Origin of the sequence: Bacillus sp. FJAT-42315 (assembly GCF_002797375.1) — a bacterium.
Lineage (GTDB): Bacteria > Bacillota > Bacilli > Bacillales > Domibacillaceae > Bacillus_CE.
The window spans coordinates 1,658,124-1,671,685 of the sequence record NZ_KZ454941.1 but is presented as its reverse complement, the minus strand read 5'-3'; the positions used below and the strand labels follow the sequence as shown (position 1 = coordinate 1,671,685).

General features: G+C 40.3%; 17 protein-coding genes. 4 read left to right on the top strand and 13 right to left on the bottom strand.

Annotation, left to right across the window (positions count from 1 at the left end):
* Positions 1 to 94: 94 nt before the first annotated feature.
* From CEF22_RS08095 to prsW, 6 genes are all read right to left on the bottom strand, one after another.
* Positions 95 to 676, bottom strand: a complete 582-nt coding sequence (locus tag CEF22_RS08095; RefSeq protein ID WP_100403951.1) for a lysophospholipid acyltransferase family protein — start codon at positions 674 to 676, stop codon at positions 95 to 97.
* A complete protein-coding gene (gene cmk, locus CEF22_RS08090) occupies positions 676 to 1,353 on the bottom strand; it encodes a (d)CMP kinase (protein ID WP_100402448.1) in 678 nt (225 codons plus the stop codon). The genes CEF22_RS08095 and cmk overlap by 1 nt, the downstream gene beginning before the upstream one ends.
* A gap of 87 nt (positions 1,354 to 1,440) precedes the next feature.
* Positions 1,441 to 2,109, bottom strand: a complete 669-nt coding sequence (locus CEF22_RS08085) for a flagellar brake protein (protein ID WP_100402447.1) — start codon at positions 2,107 to 2,109, stop codon at positions 1,441 to 1,443.
* A 171-nt stretch (positions 2,110 to 2,280) separates the two neighbouring features.
* The gene (gene ypeB, locus CEF22_RS08080) at positions 2,281 to 3,630 is read right to left on the bottom strand and encodes a germination protein YpeB (RefSeq protein ID WP_100402446.1); all 1,350 of its coding nucleotides are present in this window, start codon (positions 3,628 to 3,630) and stop codon (positions 2,281 to 2,283) included.
* A gap of 15 nt (positions 3,631 to 3,645) precedes the next feature.
* A complete protein-coding gene (gene sleB / locus CEF22_RS08075; protein ID WP_100402445.1) occupies positions 3,646 to 4,440 on the bottom strand; it encodes a spore cortex-lytic enzyme in 795 nt (264 codons plus the stop codon).
* A gap of 138 nt (positions 4,441 to 4,578) precedes the next feature.
* Complete coding sequence (gene prsW, locus CEF22_RS08070; protein ID WP_100402444.1) at positions 4,579 to 5,262, bottom strand: glutamic-type intramembrane protease PrsW; 684 nt, start codon at positions 5,260 to 5,262, stop codon at positions 4,579 to 4,581.
* A 96-nt stretch (positions 5,263 to 5,358) separates the two neighbouring features.
* On the opposite strand from prsW, the gene CEF22_RS08065 reads away from it, so the two are divergent.
* Complete coding sequence (locus CEF22_RS08065; protein ID WP_100402443.1) at positions 5,359 to 6,333, top strand: asparaginase; 975 nt, start codon at positions 5,359 to 5,361, stop codon at positions 6,331 to 6,333.
* A 107-nt stretch (positions 6,334 to 6,440) separates the two neighbouring features.
* Here the strand turns inward: CEF22_RS08065 and CEF22_RS08060 are convergent, their stop codons facing one another.
* The 4 genes from CEF22_RS08060 to CEF22_RS08045 all read right to left on the bottom strand — a co-directional run bounded on the left by CEF22_RS08060 (position 6,441) and on the right by CEF22_RS08045 (position 9,937).
* Positions 6,441 to 7,415, bottom strand: coding sequence for a YpdA family putative bacillithiol disulfide reductase (locus tag CEF22_RS08060; RefSeq protein WP_100403950.1), 975 nt, complete (start codon positions 7,413 to 7,415; stop codon positions 6,441 to 6,443).
* Positions 7,416 to 7,510: 95 nt separating this feature from the next.
* Positions 7,511 to 8,095: an adaptor protein MecA gene (locus CEF22_RS08055; RefSeq protein WP_100402442.1), complete on the bottom strand. Its 585-nt coding sequence runs from the start codon at positions 8,093 to 8,095 to the stop codon at positions 7,511 to 7,513.
* A 78-nt stretch (positions 8,096 to 8,173) separates the two neighbouring features.
* A complete protein-coding gene (locus CEF22_RS08050) occupies positions 8,174 to 9,070 on the bottom strand; it encodes a MerR family transcriptional regulator (RefSeq protein WP_100402441.1) in 897 nt (298 codons plus the stop codon).
* Positions 9,071 to 9,172: 102 nt separating this feature from the next.
* A complete protein-coding gene (locus CEF22_RS08045) occupies positions 9,173 to 9,937 on the bottom strand; it encodes a metallophosphoesterase (RefSeq protein WP_100402440.1) in 765 nt (254 codons plus the stop codon).
* A 129-nt stretch (positions 9,938 to 10,066) separates the two neighbouring features.
* Between CEF22_RS08045 and CEF22_RS08040 the strand changes: the two genes are divergently transcribed.
* The 3 genes from CEF22_RS08040 to CEF22_RS08030 are packed head-to-tail and all read left to right on the top strand — an operon-like array spanning position 10,067 to position 11,145.
* Entirely contained in the window at positions 10,067 to 10,300 is a 234-nt protein-coding gene (locus tag CEF22_RS08040) for a spore coat associated protein CotJA (RefSeq protein ID WP_100402439.1), read from the top strand.
* Positions 10,297 to 10,557: a spore coat protein CotJB gene (locus tag CEF22_RS08035; protein ID WP_100402438.1), complete on the top strand. Its 261-nt coding sequence runs from the start codon at positions 10,297 to 10,299 to the stop codon at positions 10,555 to 10,557. Before CEF22_RS08040 ends, CEF22_RS08035 begins: the two co-directional genes overlap by 4 nt.
* Before the next feature lie 18 nt (positions 10,558 to 10,575).
* The gene (locus CEF22_RS08030; RefSeq protein ID WP_095478134.1) at positions 10,576 to 11,145 is read left to right on the top strand and encodes a manganese catalase family protein; all 570 of its coding nucleotides are present in this window, start codon (positions 10,576 to 10,578) and stop codon (positions 11,143 to 11,145) included.
* Between the two features lie 46 nt (positions 11,146 to 11,191).
* Here the strand turns inward: CEF22_RS08030 and CEF22_RS08025 are convergent, their stop codons facing one another.
* From CEF22_RS08025 to CEF22_RS08015, 3 genes are read right to left on the bottom strand one after another with little or no spacing between them, the layout of a single operon-like run.
* Entirely contained in the window at positions 11,192 to 11,470 is a 279-nt protein-coding gene (locus CEF22_RS08025) for a hypothetical protein (RefSeq protein ID WP_095478136.1), read from the bottom strand.
* Positions 11,467 to 12,081, bottom strand: a complete 615-nt coding sequence (locus CEF22_RS08020; protein ID WP_100402437.1) for a CPBP family intramembrane glutamic endopeptidase — start codon at positions 12,079 to 12,081, stop codon at positions 11,467 to 11,469. The genes CEF22_RS08025 and CEF22_RS08020 overlap by 4 nt, the downstream gene beginning before the upstream one ends.
* 12 nt (positions 12,082 to 12,093) lie before the next feature.
* Entirely contained in the window at positions 12,094 to 13,560 is a 1,467-nt protein-coding gene (locus CEF22_RS08015; RefSeq protein ID WP_100402436.1) for a RecQ family ATP-dependent DNA helicase, read from the bottom strand.
* Between the last annotated feature and the right edge of the window lie 2 nt (positions 13,561 to 13,562).

Below are 13,562 nucleotides of genomic sequence, written 5' to 3'. Positions count from 1 at the left end.
CTCCTCCTTAATACGAAACTGCTAACATTTATTTAAATAAATATTCTTTCTATTAACTTCTAACAATTACAGCCATTTGTCAAGCAAGAAGCTTTCATTTATGGCTATCATGCAACTGACGAATATGATTCATTATAATTTCCGTCACTTCATCCGCGCTCGCTTTTCTCTCACGAAGCTCGGACATATCAATTGGTGGACCATAGACAACTTTCAGCTTATGAAAAGGTTTATATGGACCGACAATGGCACACGGCACAACGTGCGCATCTGCGCGGAGAGCAAAGAAACCAGCTCCAGCTAACCCCTTCCCCACCTCACCTGTTTTCGAGCGAGTGCCTTCAGGGAAGAGTCCCATTACTTTTCCCTCTTTTAAAGAATTTAATCCTTTTCGTAACGCTTCCCTGTCACTCATCCCCCTTTTCACCGGAAATGCATGTAAATTAGAGATCACTTTCCCAAGAATCGGCACTTTAAATAATTCTTCCTTCGCCATAAATGATACCGGTCTTGGCGCTGTAATTCCGACGACAGGAGGGTCTAAATTATCAATATGGTTCGCACAAAGAAGCACGCCTCCGTCTTTTGGAAAATACTCTCTTCCGTGAACTTCGATTCGATACATCGGCGTTAAGATCGTTTTTACTACCGTCTTGGCAATCGAATAAAAGGTCATCATTTCCCCTTCTCCTCTTTCACTACTGCCATAATTTTTTCAACGACATCGCTAATCGTTAAAGACGTCGTATCCAATTCAATCGCGTCGTCTGCTTTTTTCAACGGGGCAGCAGCTCTTTCAGAATCAATTTGATCACGAAGAGTAATCTCTTCTTTTAATTTCTCTAAATCTGAAGGAATTCCTTTCGAAATATTTTCATTATATCTTCTTTTTGCACGTTCCTCCGTACTTGCCTTGAGAAAAATTTTCACTTCGGCATCCGGCAAGACGTGAGTGCCAATATCACGACCATCCATGACAACCCCACCAGCTTCCGCGAAAGCTTGCTGACGCTTCACCATTTCTTTGCGAACTAACGGATGCTTAGCGACGAAAGAAACGGTATTCGTGACTTCGTTCGTTCTAATCTCATTCGTTACATCGTTTTCGTCAATAAACACTTGCTGACCGCTCTCTCCTGGCTGTAAAACGATCTCTAACTGTTGAAGCAGCTGTAGTAAAGCACCTTCATTTTCAGGGTCCAACTGGTGTTGTAAAGCTTTATAAGTAAGTGCTCTATACATCGCACCTGTATCGATATAAACATATGATAATTTCTCAGCAATTATTTTAGCTACTGTACTTTTCCCAGCCGCAGCTGGTCCATCGATCGCAATTTGAATTCGTTTCGTCATTATTTCACCTTCTAATCAATTTATCTTTTCATTTTATCATACGATGAAAAGATATTCTTCAAAAAAAAACTCGTTAAAGGCGAGCCTTTACACGAGTCCTTTTCTTTTCAGAATAATTTGGCGTTCAAAACAAAAACGCATTAATAGTTGCTGTTCGATTCCCGCAAGATCATTTATTTGAAAGGAAGCGATGGTTCGATTGCTTGCATCTTCCTTACGCATCCTAACCACTTCACCTGTTACTTCAAAATAGTGATGATCTCCTGATTGGAAAGGAATAGAAAGAAACACTTTTCCTCGGTTACCTTCCTCGATATTCATTCCACGAGGAACAGGAACAGCCAATCCACCAGCACTTAAATCCATCGTTACCGCAGTAAAAGGAGGATGACCTTCTAAATGCAGAGCCACATCTACAGCTGTAGATACGCGCACAAATTTACGACGCTGAATCCGCTGATAGTTGTTTACACCAGGATCTTGCAAAACTAACATTGGAATCGATTGTTTCACACGACCAATGACCTTTGTACTAAATAGATAGACAGCAGAGGCTGCTGTCGGATCAATAAATTCCGCCATCAACTCGGTATCATCCATTAATAATGTGGTACGATTCGACTTGATATTGACGGGATAATCAATAAACACTTGACCATCTTTCACATCGGCCACCTTGCAACGATACGATTCTTTCTCCTCTTCGTCTGATACATGTAATGGCTCAAGCATTAAGTCTATTCCTACTTTAAGCATTCGAATCCCTCACCCTAATTTCTGACTGCCCATGGTTCAATTTTACTATAATGGGTATAATCAAAATTATAGATGGTGATTTCTGAAAATGCAATGTAAGAATCTTTTTATTATATTTATTTCCCCCGCATTAACGGGGCTGTAAAACTCCCCACTGATTGAAATTTCACTTTACAATACATTATCATAGACAGGTTCCGCGTTACGTAATTTTTCAACCTGCTCTTCTCGACCATCTTTGGCATTAATTAAAACTCTATATGTGTCTTCTCCTAATGTGCCTAAAAACTCGTAGCAAAGCACTTCTTGATTTAATTCATTTTGAATCATAGCTAACCGTTTTTCTTCCACTTTCACTTTTGGATTAATAAAACTTTCGGCTTTTTGTTCAGATATAGCCGGTTTCGCTATCTTTCTTTTATGATGGTTTTCTAGATATTCATTAGCGGTTACCCCGATAATTTGCCCGTTATCTAGCGCCACTTTTACTTTCACCACATCCGGATAAATTCTTACACCATCTTGTTTTCCAACAAAAGTAAACACCCCAACATGATCATATTGCGTACTATCATCGAGTTCTAAATCTGTAAAGTGATGATTCTTTAAAAAAGCAACAGCTTTGTTATTCGCTTCGTTTAAACCAATGGTTGGCTGCTTCACCTCTCTGTTGATAATAAACCAAAGAGGGTGCCCCCCTTTTCTCGTTAAATCAATACTTGCCTCCGCTCCATTTTTATTTTTCATATTGACGCTATAAAAAGAGAAGTCAGAGCCTTTCCCGCTTTTTGTTACCTTCACTTGTTCCGCTGAGTCTATATTCGTAAATGTTTTCGCCTTCTTCACCGCTTCTTGCTTAGAAATCGGTGCCTCTTTCAGCTCTTTTAAACGATGATTGTTCAGTTGATCCGCTTGACCAGGTAAGCTATTGACATTGGATTCGTTAAAGCCTTTTGATTTCTTCTCAACCGTTTTAAAACCATCAATAATGGTGTTGTCCGCATTTTCTTTTTCCGTCGCTAGCGCAAGCTCTACGTCCATCCAACGCAAATTATTTTTCAACACCATATGCTGTACTTTTCTCAACTCACTTTGAATATCGGCTGATTGCTTATACAAATTTTTCAAATGGTTATATTCTTGATCCGTTAATGGCTCTTTCTCTAAATCTCTTACGGCTGCTTTGTAGCTGAATTGACCGATGCTTCCTAGAAATTCTTCCGTTTTGTTAAAAGGCAATAAAGTCAAGGGCAATTGCCCGACATTGCTATGCGCCTCAGACGTTAATCGCCACACATCGGCTAAAGCAGGTGAGAGGGAGTGTCGTGTATTCATCGCTAGCGTCGCTCCAATTTGATCATGAATTTTGTCCACTCCATACGTTAAGTCATGGAACGCCCGCTGATAACTGTTTTCTGCATTAATTAACACGGCATTTTTTTCACGATGCTCCTGATACCCCCAAAGCCCGACACCTACTACTGCTAATGACAAAAAAACGATTCCTATTGTTCGAAACATCCTTACTTCCCTCCTTTATTCGCAGAAAATATGTTTACCGATTTGTTTAATTTGCGGTCTCGTCCAAATCCACTTGCTCGTGGCTGTATGCGGATTAAAATAATACAAGGCATCACCCGTAGGATCCCAGCCATTAATCGCATCAATTACCGCTCGTTTAGACGTTTCATTCGGCGTCAGCCAAATTTGTCCATCGGCGACCGCTGTAAAGGCTCTCGGTTCAAAAATAACACCTGAAACCGTGTTAGGAAAATTCTGGCTAGCAATCCGATTTAAAATCACCGCAGCTACCGCCACTTGGCCTTCATACGGTTCTCCACGTGCTTCTCCGTGAACAGCATTGGCCATTAAGCTAATATCATTTTGAGAAAAACCGCCTGGCACACTTGCCGCCGTTGCTTTTTGATTAGAATTAGAGGAGTTGGACTTTTTCCCATAAGTAGTGAAAGTCTTTCCATTCCTAATCTGATTTTTTACGTAACTCTTATCATATTTAGATGCTTTAATAAGTTTATTCTTCGTCGTTTGACCTACAAGCCCATCAATCGGTAATCCAAATGCTTTTTGAAAGTTTCTTACCGCCCAATATGTTCCCCACCCGTAAACACCATCAATTTTCCCCTTATAATAACCAACGTATTGCAGTCTAGCCTGCAACTCAATGACATCGTCTCCAGATGCACCCTTTTGAATCACTTGTCCTGAAAAGGCAGCTGTATGTAACGGTGAAATTGATAGATGACCTATCACCAAGCTCAGTAGCAGAACAAAAACAACTACTGTTTTTTTGATTTTTGCACCAATTCTCATTTTTTTACCCTCCACATAAAGTATGATGTGTACTCGTAGTTTTCGCTGCCAATCTTTTTTTATTCAGCAAACTTTCATAATCAATGAGCTTTTCATCTTAAAAGTCACACAGACAAAATGAAAAAGAAGCCCTTTTCATTAAGAGCTTCTTTCTCGAAATAACCCGCGATGATGTTGTTCGGTTAAAATATGTGCTTGCTTCACTTTTCTTAACGCAAACCACCATAAAAAGAACATAAAAGGAACGATGTAATAGATCCAAACCGTCTCTAAATATAGAATATAATCAAAAAGCCCGTGAAGTAAAAACGGAATGAGTAACGCTAAGAGCAAATATGTTTTCTCTTTTCCATCGCGATTAAACTTCGCCTTTCCAAAATAAAAGCCCATCACAACGCCAAACAACGCATGACTTGATACAGGCAAAAGCGCTCTTAAAAAAGCGTGTTCTACACCGTGAGCGACTAAATATAGAATGTTTTCAATCGTAGCAAAGCCAAGAGACACACTCGTCGCATAGACAATTCCATCATATGGCTCATCAAAATCGACATGTTGATAAATCAAATAAAACAAACTAAACCATTTAACGAATTCTTCAAGAAAGCCGACAATAACAAGCGCCTCAATGATGACCGAAAACGTCATCCCTTCCTCTGCTAACACGTATTGAATAAACATCGTCGGAAAGGTCAATAGCGCTCCGTAAATAAAGGCTCTCGCTACGGAAGTGACAGGCTCTGTTTCATATTTATCTCGAAGATAAAAGTAACATAATAGCGCAAGCCCTGGTGCAATACCTGCCGAAAAGATTGCCAGCATCCATCTGTCCTCTTTTCTTTCTGTTTCCTTCATCGTATCATTAATAAAAGGGATTGAGAATACAAAATTTGCAAAAAGTCTTAGGAGGTTTTTCTTTTGTCTAAAAAACATATTTTCGTTATACATACAGGTGGAACCATTTCGATGATGGAAGACAAACAGTCAGGTGCTGTTACACCCGGGGAGAAAAACCCTTTACTGACATCGACCAACTTGTTAAACGAAGCGGCTCGTATTACAACGGTAGAGCCCTTCCATCTTCCTTCTCCTCATATCACTCCAAAAGAAATGTTACATCTGAAGCAATTAATTGAAGAACACTTTCAGAAAGAACCTTTTGATGGGGTGGTCATTACTCATGGAACCGACACCCTTGAAGAAACGGCTTATTTCCTTGATTTAACGTTGACGGTTGATGTACCCGTTGTTGTGACAGGTGCGATGCGATCAAGCAACGAGCTTGGAGCCGATGGACTGTATAATTTATTAAGTGCTGTACGAGTAGCCGCCTGTGATTCCGCTAAAGGAAAAGGAGTATTGGTCGTTCTGAATGATGAAATCCACTCAGCAGAAAACGTGACGAAAACACATACGAGTAATATTTCAACTTTTCAAAGCCCTCAGTATGGGCCGATCGGTATCGTCACTAAGCGAAAGGTTGTTTTTCATCATGCACCGACAGAACGGCAGCAACTCACCGTCACAACGATCGATCAAAGAGTTGCTCTAATTAAAACTTACGCCGGAATGGATGCATCACTTTTATTAGCTTTAAAGGACTTAAACTATGATGGCGTCGTGATTGAAGCTCTTGGCCAAGGAAATCTTCCCCCTGCCGCTGTAGCAGGAATAAAAGCATTAGTCGATCAACAAATCCCCATTGTCCTTGTTTCACGCTGCTTTAATGGCATCGTTCAAGATGTTTACGGGTATGATGGTGGAGGGAAGCAATTAAAAGAGCTTGGAGTGATTTTCTCTAACGGCTTAAACGGGCAAAAAGCGCGAATTAAGCTATTAATCGCCTTATCGGCGAAACACGATCTCTCGTCCCTTGAACAAATATTTGAATGAACATCCCACAACAAAAGAAAGCGGAGCGCTTAAATCAGGCTCCGCTTTCTTCGCATTTTTCATCCCATATTAATGAGTAATAGGTCTCCGATTGGCGGACGGTTCACTTATCTTATTTCTTCACGAGCCGCCATCGCCTTGGCGATGTCTCCCCCGTGAAAACGACCATTTTCGATAAAGATTTCATTGGCATTATTGCCAGCCGCAATGACGCCCGCAATAAAAATTCCTGGCACGTTCGTTTCCATCGTCTCCACATCATAATGAGGGCGACCACTCTCATGATTGATCTCTACACCCATTCTCTTTAAAAATTCGTGATCTGGATGATAGCCAGTCATCGCGAACACAAAGTCATTTTTCACTCGTTTCGTCTCGCCATTTTGTCGATAAATAACTTCTTCTTCCGTAATTTCATCCACGACCGCCTGAAATTCCATTTTGATTTCCTCGTTTTTTACTAATGCCTCAAATTCAGGAAGAATCCACGGTTTAATGCTTGAAGAATATTCGTTTCCACGATAAAGCACCGTCACTCTAGCTCCTGCCTTATGTAGCTCTAATGCTGCATCGACAGAGGAATTCTTGCCGCCAATGACGACGACATCCATATCAAAATAAGGATGCGCTTCTTTAAAATAATGGAATACTTTAGCCAACTGCTCTCCTTTAATATTCATTTCATTCGGATGATCGTAATAGCCTGTCGCAATCACCACATAAGGGGCTTCATACTGATCTTTAGATGTGTAAACATGAAACAAACCATTCTCTTGCTTTTCCACTTTGTGCACCATTTCATAGCGGTTAATACGAATATCCTTTAACTTCGCTACTTCCCGATAATAAGTTAGTGCTTGATTCCGCTTCGGTTTTCGCCCTTCAATAATAAATGGTACATCACCAATTGCCAGCTTTTCACTTGAACTAAAAAACGTTTGGTGCGTCGGATAATTATAAATCGAATGAACGATATTGCCTTTTTCAATCACCAGTGGACTTTTGCCAATCTCCATTAACTCAATCGCAGCTGAAAGCCCACATGGTCCACCACCTACAATGATACAATCTTCCTTTTGCATCTCATTCTCTCCTTGTTTCACAAACCTTTTCATAAAAAAACTCCTATTCATATAAATGATAGGAGAAAAGACAGCTAATTTCAATGATTTCAACTTTACACTTGCTTAACGAAATATTGATAAAGCTTTCGCATCGCATCAGACGGAATGATTGTCAATGCGTATTCTTTTAGCATTTCTTCTGGTAAGCTTGAATACATGCCATATTCCATCAGTATCGCTTCAAACGCATCAAACTGACTATCGAAATCAAACGAGAAACTTGCATAGTAGGCTCCCTTAAAATAAAACAATGAACTTTGTATAGAACGAATTCTTTTATCATCGTGCACTAAACCAATAACATCCTCAATATCGGTAAACTTAATCGTTTGTTCAAAGCCATGCTCATCACTTTTTCCACCTGAGACATCATCTAACTTATTGAAAAAATCTAACTGGTCAATCGTTAAAATAAGCACTAGCTCATCCCCCGCCATCGAATGTACTTCAATAGCGATCATCCCTTCTGTGTCCATATTCAACTGTTCTTCAATCGCATCTAACATTTCGTCAAAAATCTCATGCCACACAAAAGAATCTTCCAAAATATGCTTCTTTAAACAACCTCTTTTTCTTAACTCATCGTAAGTAACGGAAAGCTTCACTTGATTGTCTGATAACCTTTCTATCCTCATCATCTGCTGCCCCCTGCTTAAAGGACCTCTTTAACACATATTATGATAAGAAGCGCAGATGGTGAGTTATAAATAACATTATTATACTCGTTGATTTAACCAATTTTCCCATTCTTCTTTCGAATTTCCGACAATATGGCATGCGTAGTCTTTAGCTAGCTGCCCACTCATCTCACTCATAGCCGCTCCGCCTACGCCAATCTCAAGATCGATATGCTCACCTTTCAATTGATCAACTAATTGTAATGTTTTCGGCAGATTGTCCATTAACGTAACAGAAAGAAACAGGAATTTCGGTTTCACTGTATCTAAAACGACTTCTATATCCCCTTCTTTTAAGCTCGAACCTAAATAAATCACTTCATAGCCTCTCCGGCGAACAAACAGAGTGAAAATTAATAATCCAAGCTCATGCCATTCATCCGGCCCACAAACAGCCACCACTTTCGGCAGAATTCCATTATGAGGAAAGGAATGCATAATCATCCCAATTCGCGACCGCAAAATGGACGTTGCAAAATGCTCATGAGCGGTTGTAATTTCTTCCCGCTCCCACATGTCTCCGATCCGAACAAGTAAATCAGCTAAAATGTCTATCGTTACTTTATCAATCGTGTACAAGGAAAACGCTTGATTAATCAATTCTTGTGCCTTCACCTCATTAAATGAAAGCAAAGCTTGTAATAAATCCTCAGACAGCGAGTGCTGTTCCTGATAAATATTCTCTATTACTTGTTGGTCTACCCCTACTTCATGCTGATCCATTAGCGAAACCGCTTGGCTAATAGTAAACCCTCGATTAACTTTCATGGCAAGCCACTTTAATTTCTTCACATCTTCTTCCGTATACAGCCGATGCCCTGAATCATTTCTGACAGGATTCAATATTTGATACCGTCTTTCCCAAGCACGAAGGGTTCCTGGTTGGATGCCAACTAAATTGGAAACTGCTTTAATATTATATTTACCTTCGCTCATTGCCTCAACTTCCTCTCTACACCATCACACTTTATCCCAATTATATAGCGAAAGCTAATGTGCGTAAAATTTGTATAGGTTATTTACACATTTTGTATCAACTTAATTAGAAATAATAGTGATCAAATGCGTCTCTGCTTTCGCACCTAACCGAAGAGGAAGAGCACTCGTTCCATAGCCATTACTGACAAGCATCGCCATCTTTCCTCTCCATTCCCATCCGCCTTTTTTATATAATCCCATTCCAAAAAGCCGGATCTGTCCCCCATGTGTATGGCCGCTCAAAAAAAGAGCGACTTGATCTTTCTCGACCACTCGTTTCACAAACAAAGGGTTATGGCTTAAGAAAATCTTAAATCCTTCATTTGGTACATGTTCACATGCACCTTTTTTATCGCTATGACCTTTACCTAAATCATCCACACCTAGTAAATAAACGTCCGTTCCATCCGCTGTTTGAAAACAAAAAGAGTCATTGCATAAAATCACTACACCATGAGCAGTTAATAATTGTTCAAACGATTGTTTAGGTAGTTCATAATCATTATTGCCCCAAACAAAAAAAACAGGAGCAACCTCCCTTAACAATTGCAAATTATGAGCGATGCGCTCAAAGCTTACACCTTTTTCTGCTAAATCTCCACCGATGATCACAAGTTCCACTCTGCCTTTAATCTTGTCAATAATTGATGGATGAATCACTCTTCTATGAATATCAGAAATAAAAAAGAATGTGAACGGATTTTTTCCCGAATAGCTACTCAAGGAAACCGTTTCCTCTTTGACCTCATTTCGATAAGCCTCTTTCCACATATATAACAGCAAAGCCACTCCTAATAAAATGAATAACAACATCAACCCTATCATATACACTACATCCTCTAATACAAATGTTATTTTACTCAATCAATCAAAAAATGCCTCAAAAATAAATAATATCTCAACTCACTTCCCCATACAATAGATTGAAGAATAGACAATATAAGGAGGCTCGGAATGGATAAAAACCAATGGTATCGCACGTACCGACCTTTCATAAGCCCAACGGACCCTTGTCCGCCCATTCGAATAAAAAGATACTCAACCGGACCTCAATTATTCATGGGGTTTCAACCACCAGGATTAGAGCAATTTCCCCCTCTAGTCGCTTTAAGAAAAGGAACGTTGTGGAAAGCTTTCTTTGACCCTTATTTTCCATTTAAAGAACAGACGGAGGAGGCGAAGAAATGAAGCCACTTTCCGAAGACTATTACCGTGAACTTGAACAAATTCAAGCGGCCGACTTTGTGATCGTAGACTTAGTCCTTTATTTGCATACCCACCCGGATGATCTCCAAGCGATACAACAATATAATCAAATGGTGAAATCGAGCAAAACGTTGAAAAAAGCATTTGAGAAAAAATACGGAGCAATGACTAGCTTTGGCTACAGCTATTCACGCCACCCTTTTGACTATAAAGAAGAACCATGGCCTTGGCAAGTATAAACAGGAGAGGAGAACGATATGTGGGTTTATGAAAAAAAACTGCAGTATCCAGTGAAAGTAAGCACATGCAACCCGACATTAGCGAAATATTTAATTGAACAGTACGGTGGTGCGGATGGAGAACTGGCGGCTGCTTTACGCTACATGAACCAACGCTATACGATCCCAGGTTCTGTCGTTGGATTATTAACCGACATCGCTACAGAAGAATTGGGTCACTTAGAAATGATTGCTACGATGGTCTATAAGCTAACAAAAGATGCGACTCCTGAGCAAATGAAAGCTGCTGGATTAGGTGCTCATTACGTCAATCACGACCGTGCCTTATTTTATGAAAATGCAGGTGGGTCGCCGTTCACAGCGACGTACATCCAAGCAAAGGGAGACCCGATCGCCGATTTGTATGAAGATATTGCTGCGGAAGAAAAAGCGCGGGCCACTTATCAATGGATCATCGATGTCAGTGACGACCCCGATTTAAATGACAGCCTGCGCTTTTTAAGAGAAAGAGAAATCATTCATTCACAACGATTCCGGGAAGCAGTAGAAATTTTAAAAGATGAGCGCGACCGCAAAAAAATCTTTTAATCTGTAGCATAGAAGAAGGGCGGAAACTGTTTGCTTCCGCCCTTTCTTATTGATCCACCATGTCATAAGCCTTCTCAATTACTTCTAAATTAGACGGCTCTTTCTTGCTTTGTTCATATGAGTACCATACCCCTGTCAAAATGGGGATCAAAATAAAAGAAACTAAAAGGATCGTTAACAATGGATTTCGACGAGGTTTCTCTTCTTCTCGCCTCTTAATACGCGAATGGTTGTCTGTTTCATTCGATTCCAGCTTCTCCACATGAACTTTTTGTATTTCTTGGCGGTTTTTTTTGGCTAATTCACGATAAGGATCTACTGTCATTCTTTCTCTTCCTCTCTCACACTACTTGCCTTTTCCCTCACTTGTCTCCGAATAGCTAAGCCAAGGAGAAAATCGATCACAAAATGCATCATGATCGTAGCGGCTAAATTGTTCGTCCACTCAAACAACCAACCGATGACAAAACTTAAAAGCACAACATTCAACGTTAAATACCATTGCGATAAATAGCGAATATGAATTAAAGCAAAAATCAAACTAGTAACGACAAACCCTAAAGAGGTTTGTAACATCCCTCGGAAAAATACCTCTTCAGAAATGGCTACTAACGCTGTAATCCAAAAGATTTCTCCAACGGAGCGCTGAGCAAATAGTCGCTCATTAATTCCACCATCATCATAATATTTTTCCGGTAGCCACTTCATTAAGCAAAGATCCAATATCACAACTGCGACTCCGGCTCCTGCCCCTACGATGATAATTTCAAATAATGACCATTGAAATAGCTCGTAAAATGACGAAAAATCTGAGAATAAAAAAATGCCCACAATAACTGAAAGCAGTAATAAAGCAAATTGTGTCATATATAATGATTTCAAAAGTTCCTCATCCGTTAGTTGTTTGATGAGTTCTGACTGTTTATTTTTTTTCATTCGAAAACGTAATCATCCTTTAATATTTAATAGCACCGCTAGCAAAGCTTCCCAATCATTGCTTTCTTCCGTGTCGGCCTTCTTTGTCTGTCCATAGAAATCACTCGCATGAATACCACAAATATCACAGCAATGATCAGGCAATGAATGAACGCTTTCACCAAAAAACTGCAATATTCCCTTGCGCCGACATTGCTCTGACCATACCCACTGCAGCATGGAATGAAGCTTTTGTTTTTTTTGCTCCAATCTGCCTTCCCGCTGTTCTATAATAAAACGTATTTTGTCCTCTTGCTGACTCGCCTCCACCGCTTTAGCATAGTGATGGATAAAGCGATATTGGACATCACTTAAACCGAGCATCTTGATGAGTTCTTCTCGCGAATGATGAGGCTGATACAGAAAATAATTCTTTATTTGCCAGTCCGTCGGAAATTCTCCTTCCATGATCATCGCATGAACTTCCTCATCCCCTGGCGTATAAAGCAACACCGCGAGCGAACGATTGCCGTCTCTTCCCGCACGACCGATTTCTTGCAAATAAGACTCTAGCTGTGCCGGTGGCTGATGATGAATGACAAACCGAATATTCTCCTTGTTGACTCCCATTCCAAATGCACTAGTCGCACAAATTACCTCTAATTCATCATGCAGAAATTGTTGCTGAATTAAGATCCGATCTTCCTGCACCATTCCCCCATGATAAAAAGCGGTTCGCTGAATGCCTTGTTGTTTTAACCATTCCGCTCCCTCTTCAGCTCCGCGGCGACTCGAAAAATAAACGATTCCCGGCTTTTCTAAGCCAACCACTAACTCAGCTAGGCGCTCTAGCTTCTCCATTCTTGAAGAGCATTGCTCGACGACCATTGCGATATTCGGACGATCCACCGAAAAAACCCATGCCTTCGCTTCTTCAATATGTAAATAACGAAGGATATCCTTTCTCACTTCAGCCGTAGCCGTAGCCGTTAAAGCTAACGTTAACGGGTGTCCCAGCTGTTCTCTTACTTGGCCGAGCAAGCGGTAATCAGGTCGAAAATCGTACCCCCACTGGGAAATACAATGTGCCTCATCGACGACAAATAAAGCGATATCGATCTTCTTTAACGCTTGAATGACCGCCTGATTCATCAACATTTCGGGAGATAAAAAAATAAAGCGATAGTGCGGCAAACGACTAAACACGTCGTTCTTTTCTGTAAAGGTTAAGAAAGAGTTAATCGCAATCACTCGTTTTTCTCCACGCATTTTTAATTGCTCAACCTGATCTTGCATAAGTGATAAAAGCGGAGAAACGATAATGACACTCCCTGGTAATACATAGGCAGGAAGCTGATAACATAGTGATTTCCCTGTCCCTGTCGGCAGCATCGCTAATGTATGTTGCCCTTGCAGCAAGGAATCAATTACCTCTTTTTGCCCCATTCGAAAATGGGCATAACCAAATCGTTCGAATAGAATGTTCTCTATATTTTCCATAC

Coding starts and splice junctions, on each gene's coding strand:
- CEF22_RS08030 (WP_095478134.1), top strand. CDS start 10,576: ATGTGGGTTTATGAAAAAAAACTGCAGTATCCAGTGAAAGTAAGCACA.
- prsW (WP_100402444.1), bottom strand. CDS start 5,262: ATGCTGGCAATCTTTTCGGCAGGTATTGCACCAGGGCTTGCGCTATTA.
- CEF22_RS08020 (WP_100402437.1), bottom strand. CDS start 12,081: ATGAAAAAAAATAAACAGTCAGAACTCATCAAACAACTAACGGATGAG.
- sleB (WP_100402445.1), bottom strand. CDS start 4,440: ATGAGAATTGGTGCAAAAATCAAAAAAACAGTAGTTGTTTTTGTTCTG.
- ypeB (WP_100402446.1), bottom strand. CDS start 3,630: ATGTTTCGAACAATAGGAATCGTTTTTTTGTCATTAGCAGTAGTAGGT.
- CEF22_RS08060 (WP_100403950.1), bottom strand. CDS start 7,415: ATGCAAAAGGAAGATTGTATCATTGTAGGTGGTGGACCATGTGGGCTT.
- CEF22_RS08015 (WP_100402436.1), bottom strand. CDS start 13,560: ATGGAAAATATAGAGAACATTCTATTCGAACGATTTGGTTATGCCCAT.
- CEF22_RS08035 (WP_100402438.1), top strand. CDS start 10,297: ATGAAGCCACTTTCCGAAGACTATTACCGTGAACTTGAACAAATTCAA.
- CEF22_RS08050 (WP_100402441.1), bottom strand. CDS start 9,070: ATGAGCGAAGGTAAATATAATATTAAAGCAGTTTCCAATTTAGTTGGC.
- CEF22_RS08040 (WP_100402439.1), top strand. CDS start 10,067: ATGGATAAAAACCAATGGTATCGCACGTACCGACCTTTCATAAGCCCA.
- CEF22_RS08055 (WP_100402442.1), bottom strand. CDS start 8,095: ATGATGAGGATAGAAAGGTTATCAGACAATCAAGTGAAGCTTTCCGTT.
- CEF22_RS08045 (WP_100402440.1), bottom strand. CDS start 9,937: ATGATAGGGTTGATGTTGTTATTCATTTTATTAGGAGTGGCTTTGCTG.
- cmk (WP_100402448.1), bottom strand. CDS start 1,353: ATGACGAAACGAATTCAAATTGCGATCGATGGACCAGCTGCGGCTGGG.
- CEF22_RS08095 (WP_100403951.1), bottom strand. CDS start 676: ATGACCTTTTATTCGATTGCCAAGACGGTAGTAAAAACGATCTTAACG.
- CEF22_RS08085 (WP_100402447.1), bottom strand. CDS start 2,109: ATGCTTAAAGTAGGAATAGACTTAATGCTTGAGCCATTACATGTATCA.
- CEF22_RS08025 (WP_095478136.1), bottom strand. CDS start 11,470: ATGACAGTAGATCCTTATCGTGAATTAGCCAAAAAAAACCGCCAAGAA.